This window comes from Acidovorax sp. HMWF018 (assembly GCF_003061035.1).
Classification (GTDB): Bacteria; Pseudomonadota; Gammaproteobacteria; order Burkholderiales; family Burkholderiaceae_C; genus Acidovorax; species Acidovorax delafieldii.
In genome coordinates this window covers 1,139-5,056 of sequence record NZ_QAIM01000452.1, presented here as the reverse complement: position 1 = coordinate 5,056, position 3,918 = coordinate 1,139, and the positions used below count along the sequence as shown (strand labels likewise).

Annotated in this window: 6 protein-coding genes; all 6 read right to left on the bottom strand. The window is 66.8% G+C overall.

Annotated features, from left to right (window positions below; translation table 11 throughout):
• Positions 1 to 192 precede the first annotated feature (192 nt).
• Complete coding sequence (gene mnhG / locus DBR23_RS18815) at positions 193 to 591, bottom strand: monovalent cation/H(+) antiporter subunit G (RefSeq protein ID WP_099730475.1); 399 nt, start codon at positions 589 to 591, stop codon at positions 193 to 195.
• Positions 588 to 866 (bottom strand): K+/H+ antiporter subunit F, encoded by a 279-nt coding sequence (locus DBR23_RS18810; protein WP_056063664.1) that lies wholly within the window; start codon positions 864 to 866, stop codon positions 588 to 590. Before DBR23_RS18810 ends, mnhG begins: the two co-directional genes overlap by 4 nt.
• A complete protein-coding gene (locus tag DBR23_RS18805) occupies positions 863 to 1,372 on the bottom strand; it encodes a Na+/H+ antiporter subunit E (protein ID WP_108499225.1) in 510 nt (169 codons plus the stop codon). Before DBR23_RS18805 ends, DBR23_RS18810 begins: the two co-directional genes overlap by 4 nt.
• A 38-nt stretch (positions 1,373 to 1,410) precedes the next feature.
• On the bottom strand, positions 1,411 to 3,123 hold the full coding sequence (locus DBR23_RS18800; protein WP_233250561.1) for a monovalent cation/H+ antiporter subunit D: 1,713 nt from the start codon (positions 3,121 to 3,123) through the stop codon (positions 1,411 to 1,413).
• A gap of 169 nt (positions 3,124 to 3,292) precedes the next feature.
• Positions 3,293 to 3,658 (bottom strand): Na+/H+ antiporter subunit C, encoded by a 366-nt coding sequence (locus DBR23_RS18795; protein WP_015014440.1) that lies wholly within the window; start codon positions 3,656 to 3,658, stop codon positions 3,293 to 3,295.
• Positions 3,649 to 3,918, bottom strand: a 270-nt coding sequence (locus DBR23_RS31095) for an MnhB domain-containing protein (RefSeq protein WP_304466218.1), incomplete at its 5' end; no start/stop codon positions are given. The genes DBR23_RS18795 and DBR23_RS31095, both read right to left, overlap by 10 nt.

Sequence of the window (3,918 nt, the reverse complement as noted above, 5' to 3'; positions counted from 1 at the left end):
GGTGGTGCGCAGCGATGGCCGGGTGGAGCTGCTGGACCACATTGGCCAGGCCGAGATGGCGCCGGGCGATGTGTTCGAGATCCACACCCCCGGCGGTGGCGGGTTTGGCGTGCCAGGGGCGAAATAAGAGCCGAAAATGCCGTAAGCGCATGTTTTATATGCGCCAGCAGCTATTAAATCAGGAGTGGTTGATCAGGCGTCTTTGACTTCCGTGTTCACACCCACCTTGGGTTGGCTCAGGCTGGGCGGCACGTCGCGCCCGGCCTGCCGTGCGCGGAACAGCGCCGCGCGCATGAGAAAGATCGACATCACCGGCACCGTGATCGCCACGAACACGGCGATCAGCAGCGCATGCAGCGCCAGGCTGCGGTCGGCCACCGAGAAGTACAGCACGGTGCCGTGCATGATCAGCCAGCAGCCCAGCGTGGCAATGATGGAGGGCGCGTGCACCCGTTCAAAAAAGGTCGGCAGGCGCAGCAAGCCGATGGAGCCCAGCAGGGCCAGCGCGGCACCAGCCAGCACCAGCACGGCAACGATGATTTCCAGCCACAGCGGAAGAACAGCGGTGGCGGTGGTGGCGGCTTCGGTCATTCGATCACCTCACCGCGCAGCAAAAACTTGGCCATGGCCATGGAGCCGACAAAGCTGAACAGCGCCAGCAGCAGCGCCGCCTCAAAATAGTTCTTGCTGCCATACAGCAGGCCCAGCACCAGCATCACAAGCATGCCGCTCAAGTACATGCAGTCCAGCGCCAGCACGCGGTCTTGCGCGGAAGGGCCCTTGAGCAGTCGGATCAACGCGCAGCCCATGGCCAGCGCGAGCATGAGCAGGGCGGCCGGCAGGGCCCAGTCCAGCACGGGGGTCATTCAAAAATCTCCATCAGGGGCGTCTCGTAGCGCTGCTTCACGTCAGCGATCACTGTGGCGGGGTCGTCCAACTCCAGCACGTGCAGCAGCAGCATGCTGCGGTCCAGCGAAATCTCGGCCCACGCGGTACCGGGTGTGATGCACACGATCATCGCCAGCACGGCCAATGCGTTGGGGTCCCGCACGTCCAGCGGGATGTGCACAAAGCCCGCAGGGTGGCGCCTGCGGCCGGGCGCCAGCAGCAGGCGGGCCACCGCGAGGTTGGACCGGGTGGTGTCTGCCACCACCGTGAGTGCCAAGCGCAGGACGGTGCCCGGCTTGCGGATGCGCACCGGCAGCGGGCGCAGCCCGGCGGTGAGCAGCGGGATGGCCAGTGCCAGCACAGAGCCCAGCACCAGGTGGCCTGCACTCAGGCTGCGGTTGAGCAGCAGCCACAGGCCCAGGAGCGCCAGCGAGAGCAGCGGGGCAGGCACCAGGCGCCGCAATGGACCAGGGCGTGGCGGCATGGCGGGGGCGTTGGACGCCGCAGGTTGAGCAGGTTGGGTCATGGCTTGTCCCCCGTGGGCGTGGTTTCAGGCATCGCCGCAGGCGAAGCCGCGACGGGCGCAGCGGTCATCACCGCACGCACGTAAGTGCCGGGCGCATGCAGGGCATCGGCCGTGGCCTGGGTGTAGCGCATCACCGCCCCAGCCTGCCACACCAGCGCCACGCAAGCCAGCAGCAGCAGCGCAATGGGCAGCCCCTCCAGCACCAAAAGCTGCGGTGAAGCACGGCCCTGGGCCGACCAGAAATGGCGAATGCCCGCGCGTGTGAGTGCCAGCAGCGCCAGCAGCCCCGAGCTCACCAGCAACGCCACCAGCATCCAGCCCGCAGCGCCCAGGCGGATGCCCTGGGCCGCGCCCAGCCCCAGCGGGTTGAGCAGTGCGTGGATCATGGCGAACTTGCCCACAAAACCGGGCAAGGGCGGCAGGCCCGCAATGACCAGCGTGCAGGCCATGAACGCCAGGCCCAGAAAGGCCGCTGCGGCGGGAATGACCTGGCCGATCAGCGCCTGTTCCTTGTCGTCCAGGTTCATGCCCTCGGTGGGCACCAGGTCGGCCGACAGAAAGGGTGCGTCGTCGGTCTGCTCATACGGAGCCAGGTTGGCACCGTTGTTGCGCCAGCGGTCGATCAGGTCGGTGAGCAGGAACAGCGCACTCACGGCCAGGGTAGAGCTGAGCAGGTAGTACAGCAGCCCGCCCGTGAGCAGGTTTTGCCCGAAGCCCACGGCGGCCAGCAGCGTGCCCGACGACAGCACGGCGCTGAACCCGGCCAGGTGCCCCAGCCGCTGCGAGCCCAGCATACCGATCGCACCAAAGGCCATGGTCAGCATGCCGCCGCCAATAAGCCACTGGCTGCCAAACAGCGCGGATTCACCGGCCTCTGTTCCAAACAGCAGTGTCCACAGCCGCAGCACGCTGTACACGCCCACCTTGGTCATGAGCGCGAACAGCGCACCCACGGGCGCCGTGGCCGCACTGTAGGCAGGCACCAGCCAGAAGTTGAGCGGCCACACGGCGGCCTTGATGAGGAACGCGACCGCCAGAATGGCCGCGGCCGCATGCAGCAGCCCCCGGTCTGCCACGGCCACACCCGCAATGCTCTGGGCCAGGTCGGCCATGTTGAGCGTGCCGGTGATGCCGTAGAGCATCGACACCCCGATGAGGAACAGCGAAGAGGCGGCGAGGTTGATGGCGATGTAGTGCAGCCCCGCCGACACGCGCGGGCGGCCCGAGCCGTGCAGCAGCAGCCCGTAGGACGCCGCCAGCATGATCTCGAAGAACACAAACAGGTTGAACAGGTCGGCCGTGAGGAACGCGCCTGCCAGCCCCATGAGCTGGAACTGGAACAGCGGGTGAAAGTGCACACCCGCTCGGTGCCAGCGCGCGGCCGAGAACAGCACCGTGGCGAGCGCCACTGTGCTGGTCAGCACCAGCATCATGGCCGACAGGCGGTCGATGACCAGCACGATGCCGAACGGCGCCGGCCAGTTGCCCGGCAGGTACACGCCCAGGCTGGTCTGCACGCTGGGCTCCTTGGCCTGGACCAGCAGCAACACAGCCACCACCAGGCCGACCAGGGTCGACGTGATGTTGAGCGTGACCTTGGTGCGCTGGCGTTCCTCGCGCAGCAGCAGCATGAGCCCGGCCGTGAGCAGGGGCAGCGCAATGGGCGCGAGGATCAGGTGTGGCATCAGCCGCTCAAGCAGCATGTGCATGAGTGTCATGTGATTGGTCCAAGACGCTGCGCATGAAACTGGCACGCCCCAGGCCAGGGCAGCCGAGAAAGGGCCGCCCCGCATCGAGGGCTGCGTCCCCCTGCCCGCAGTGCGCAGCGCTGCGAGAGCGGGGGGAAGCGGCGAAGCCGCTCAGGGGGGTGTTCTCTAGTCATGGCATTTCCTGCACGTCTTTACCCTTGGTGCCGTCTACATGGTCGGTGCCTGCCATGCCGCGCGATGCCAGCAACACCACGAGGAAGAGGGCGGTCATGGCAAAGCCGATCACGATGGCCGTGAGCGTGAGTGCCTGAGGCATGGGGTCGGCATAGTGGGCCAGGTCTTGCGGCACCCCGGGCTGCAGCACGGGCTCCTTGTCAATCGCGAGGCCCAGGCGGCCCATGCTGAAAATGAAGAGGTTGACCGCGTACGACAGCAGCGACAGGCCCATGATGACCTGGAAGGTACGGGGCCGCAGAAGCAGCCACACGCCGGAGCCGGTGAGCACGCCGATGGCCAGGGCCAGTATCAGTTCCATGGACCTTCTCCCGGTGTGGCGGCGGCCTGGGCTTCTTCGGCCGCGCGTGCGTTGTTGTAGCGGTGGCTACGCACCGACTGGTGGGCAATGCCGGTGAGGATGAGCATGGTGGAGCCCACCACCAGGGTGAACACGCCGATGTCGAAGAACAGCGCGCTGGCCACGTGGATCTCACCCACCACGGGCAGCGAAAAATGCGCCGTGTGGCTGGTCAAAAACGGATAGCCCCAGGCCAGTGCGCCCAGGCCTGTGGCCAGCGC